The sequence below is a fragment of the Streptomyces sp. RP5T genome (genome assembly GCF_003933965.1).
Taxonomy (GTDB): domain Bacteria; phylum Actinomycetota; class Actinomycetes; order Streptomycetales; family Streptomycetaceae; genus Streptomyces.
Window position 1 is genome coordinate 1 of record NZ_RSAJ01000820.1, and the last position, 2,970, is coordinate 2,970.

Annotated in this window: 2 protein-coding genes and 1 pseudogene; 2 read left to right on the forward strand and 1 reads right to left on the reverse strand. The window is 73.6% G+C overall.

What is annotated here, in order from left to right; translation table 11 throughout:
- Positions 1-284 precede the first annotated feature (284 nt).
- Complete coding sequence (locus EHS43_RS41525) at positions 285-899, forward strand: DUF4126 domain-containing protein (protein WP_125195678.1); 615 nt, start codon at positions 285-287, stop codon at positions 897-899.
- A 64-nt stretch (positions 900-963) separates the two neighbouring features.
- Positions 964-2,466, forward strand: a complete 1,503-nt coding sequence (locus EHS43_RS41530) for an NAD(P)/FAD-dependent oxidoreductase (protein ID WP_125195679.1) — start codon at positions 964-966, stop codon at positions 2,464-2,466.
- Positions 2,467-2,482: 16 nt separating this feature from the next.
- Here the strand turns inward: EHS43_RS41530 and EHS43_RS41535 are convergent.
- Positions 2,483-2,970: pseudogene (locus EHS43_RS41535) on the reverse strand (hypothetical protein); the annotation flags it as partial.

Here is a 2,970-nt window from a genome sequence, read left to right on the forward strand (position 1 = left end):
CCCCCGTCGGGCCCCCGTTCGGTCGTTCCCCCGCTTTCCGGGTTCCCCCGTGCCTCGCTCCCGCCGACCTCGGCCGGCGGAAGGAGCGGTTCCGGGGCGGCTCCGTTCCGGCGCCCCGTGTCGCCGGTGCCGGAGCCGTTCCCCTTCGCCGTGCCTCCACTCTCCCGTTCACGCAGGTCGAGGCCCATCCGCGCGCGTACTCATCTCAGCCCCTAGGTACGGATACTCAGTCCTGCGTGCTCACCCCCAGGACGGCTCGTGGCCGACTGGTTACGATCGCGTCCGTGTCCGTACTCCCTTTGGTGTTCACCAGCGGCTGGGCCAGCGGCGTCAACGCCTACGCGGTGGTGCTGCTGCTCGGCGTGTTCGGCGTGTTCGGCGCGACGGGGCTGAGCGACGACGTCCCCGAGACCCTCCAGCGCCCCGAAGTGCTCGTCGTCGCCGGCGTGCTGTTCCTGTGCGAGGCGGTGGCCGACAAGGTCCCTTACGTCGACTCGGCGTGGGACTCCGTGCACACCGTGGTCCGGCCGGTCGCGGGCGCCTGGGTCGGGGCACTGCTCGCGGGGCAGAGCGGTTCGCTCAACGACGTGGTCGCGGGCCTGGTGGGCGGTTCGACGGCGCTGGCGAGCCACGCCGTCAAGGCGGGTACGAGGATGGCCGTCAACACCTCCCCGGAGCCCTTCAGCAACATCGCCGTGAGCCTGGCGGAGGACCTCGGCGTGGCCGGCATCGTCTCGTTCGCGATCTTCCATCCGGAGGCGGCGGCGGTCATCGCGGGCACCCTGCTGGTGGCGGGCCTGGCGGTGCTGTACTTCCTGATCTCCCGGATCCGCAGATTCCGCCGCCGCAGGGCCCAACGCCGCGAGGAGAGACGATTGGCGGCAAGTCCCCCTGCCTAGGGGGGCCGGCAGGCCCCGCCCCTGCCGGCCCGCGCTGTCAGTGGCGGCCGATAAAGTCGCAGGCATGGCACGGATTGCGGTGATCGGCGCCGGGGCGGGCGCGATGGCGGCCGCTGCCCGGCTGGCCGTCGCGGGCCACCGGGTGGCGGTGTACGAGCGTACGGAGACGTACGGCGGAGCGGTGCACCGGTTCGAGCGGGACGGGTTCGGCTTCGACACCGGGCCGGGGCTGCTCACCCTGCCCGCGGTCTGGCGCGATCTGTTCATCAAGACCGGCAAGAAGCCGCTGGAGTCGGTCGTCGAGCTGGTCCAGGTCGACCCCTCGTCACGGCACGTGTTCACGGACGGCACCGAGGTGTCCCTGCCGAACGCCTCGCGCGCGGGAGTGGTCGCCGCGCTCGACGAGGCCCTCGGCGCGGGCGCGGGCGCCCGTTGGGGCGACTTCCTCGTCCGGGCCCGCGAGGCCTGGGACCGCACCCGCAGGCCGCTGCTGGAGGAACCGCTGTGGCCCAACTGGCAGGTGCTGGAGCGCGAGCCCTACCCCGCCGTGCCGCACAAGCGGCTGCTGCGCACCCGACGCGCCGTCACCCTGGCCGAGATCGGCGCCTGGGAGCTGCGGGACCCCCGCCTCGCGGACCTGCTGTACGGCCACGCGCTCACGTACGGCGTCGACCCCGGCACCGCGCCGGCCGCCGCGGCCGTCCTGCCGTACATGGAGCACGCCTTCGGGACCTGGTATGTCCGCGGTGGCCTGCGGGAGTTGGCGCGGGCGGTGTACGAGCGGTGCGTGGAGCGCAAGGTCGAGTTCCACTTCGGCGCCGAGGTGACGGGCGTCCTGGAGAAGGACGGTCGCGCGGCGGGCCTGGAGCTGTCCGACGGAACGCTCGTGGAGGCGGACCTGGTCGTCGGCACCGGACCCTGGCGCCTGCGCGGCCTGGTGACGGGTCGTGAGCTCTACGGCCCGGCGGACGTGCCTCCCGACGCCGAGGACCTGCACCCGGGCCGGGTCGTGGTCTGCCTGGCCCTGCGCGGCGCCCGCGAGCCGGACACCGCGCACCGCACGGTGGTGTACGGCCCCGATCCGGAGGGCGAGCTGGACCTGTTCCGGCACGGGGGGACGCCCGAGCCCACCATCCGGATCGACCGGCCGGACGACCCCGCCCTGCGCCCCGACGCGGAGCACGAGTCCATGGTGCTGACGGCGACCGTGCCGTGCGGCCGCGGGCACGACTGGGGCACGCAGGCAGTCGTCGACGCCTTCGCGGACAAGATGGTCACCGCCGCCGAGCGCGCGCTGCCGGGGCTGGGTGAGCGGGTGCTGTGGCGCGAGGTGCGCACGCCCGTGCACACCGAGCGGGAGACGGGGGCGGAGGGCGGTGCCGTCCCGCCGCCCTCCCTGGCCGGTGGCGAGGGCACCCTGCACCCGTCCAACAGCACGGCGGTGCCGGGGCTGTTCACGGCCGGCGGCTGGTCGCATCCCGGCGGCGGCCTCGCCCACGCGGGCATGTCGGGCGCGCTGGTGGCCGGACTGATCGTGGAGGGGCCGGACTTCCGCGGTTCCCAGTGAGGGGAGCCGCCAGGCGTCAGAAGCGGTACTGCTCGTCGTACCCGTTGCCCTGGTTCTGCTGTCCCTGGCCGCCGTTGTCCTGGTAGTACTGCTGCTCCTGCGGGAGCTCGCCGCCGTAGGTCTCGTCGGTGCGCTGCTGCGGGACCCACACCCCGCCGGCCGGGGTCTCGCCGCCGTACGTCCCGCCGTACTGGTCGTAGCCCTGCTGCACGAACTGCTGCTGGCCGCCGTAGGAGGTGTCGTAGGAGCCCGCGCCGTAGGTCTGGGTGCCGATGTACGGGTCGGAGTAGGCGGCGTACTGCTGCTGTCCGGCCTGGTCGTAGCCGTACTGCTGCTGGTCGTACCCGGTGTAGCCGTCGTAGCCGTAGCTCTGGTCGGCGGCGGCCGTCGCGTACTGGTCCTGGGCCTGGCCCGCGGCCGCGTAGGACTGGTCGCCGGCGTAGCTCCCGTCGTTGTACACGCCGTAGGAGCCGGTGTCGTCGGGCAGGGGCTGCGGCTCGTAGA

Excerpts from the sequence above, each read along its gene's own strand:
- EHS43_RS41530 (WP_125195679.1), top strand. The coding sequence starts at position 964 with ATGGCACGGATTGCGGTGATCGGCGCCGGGGCGGGCGCGATGGCGGCC.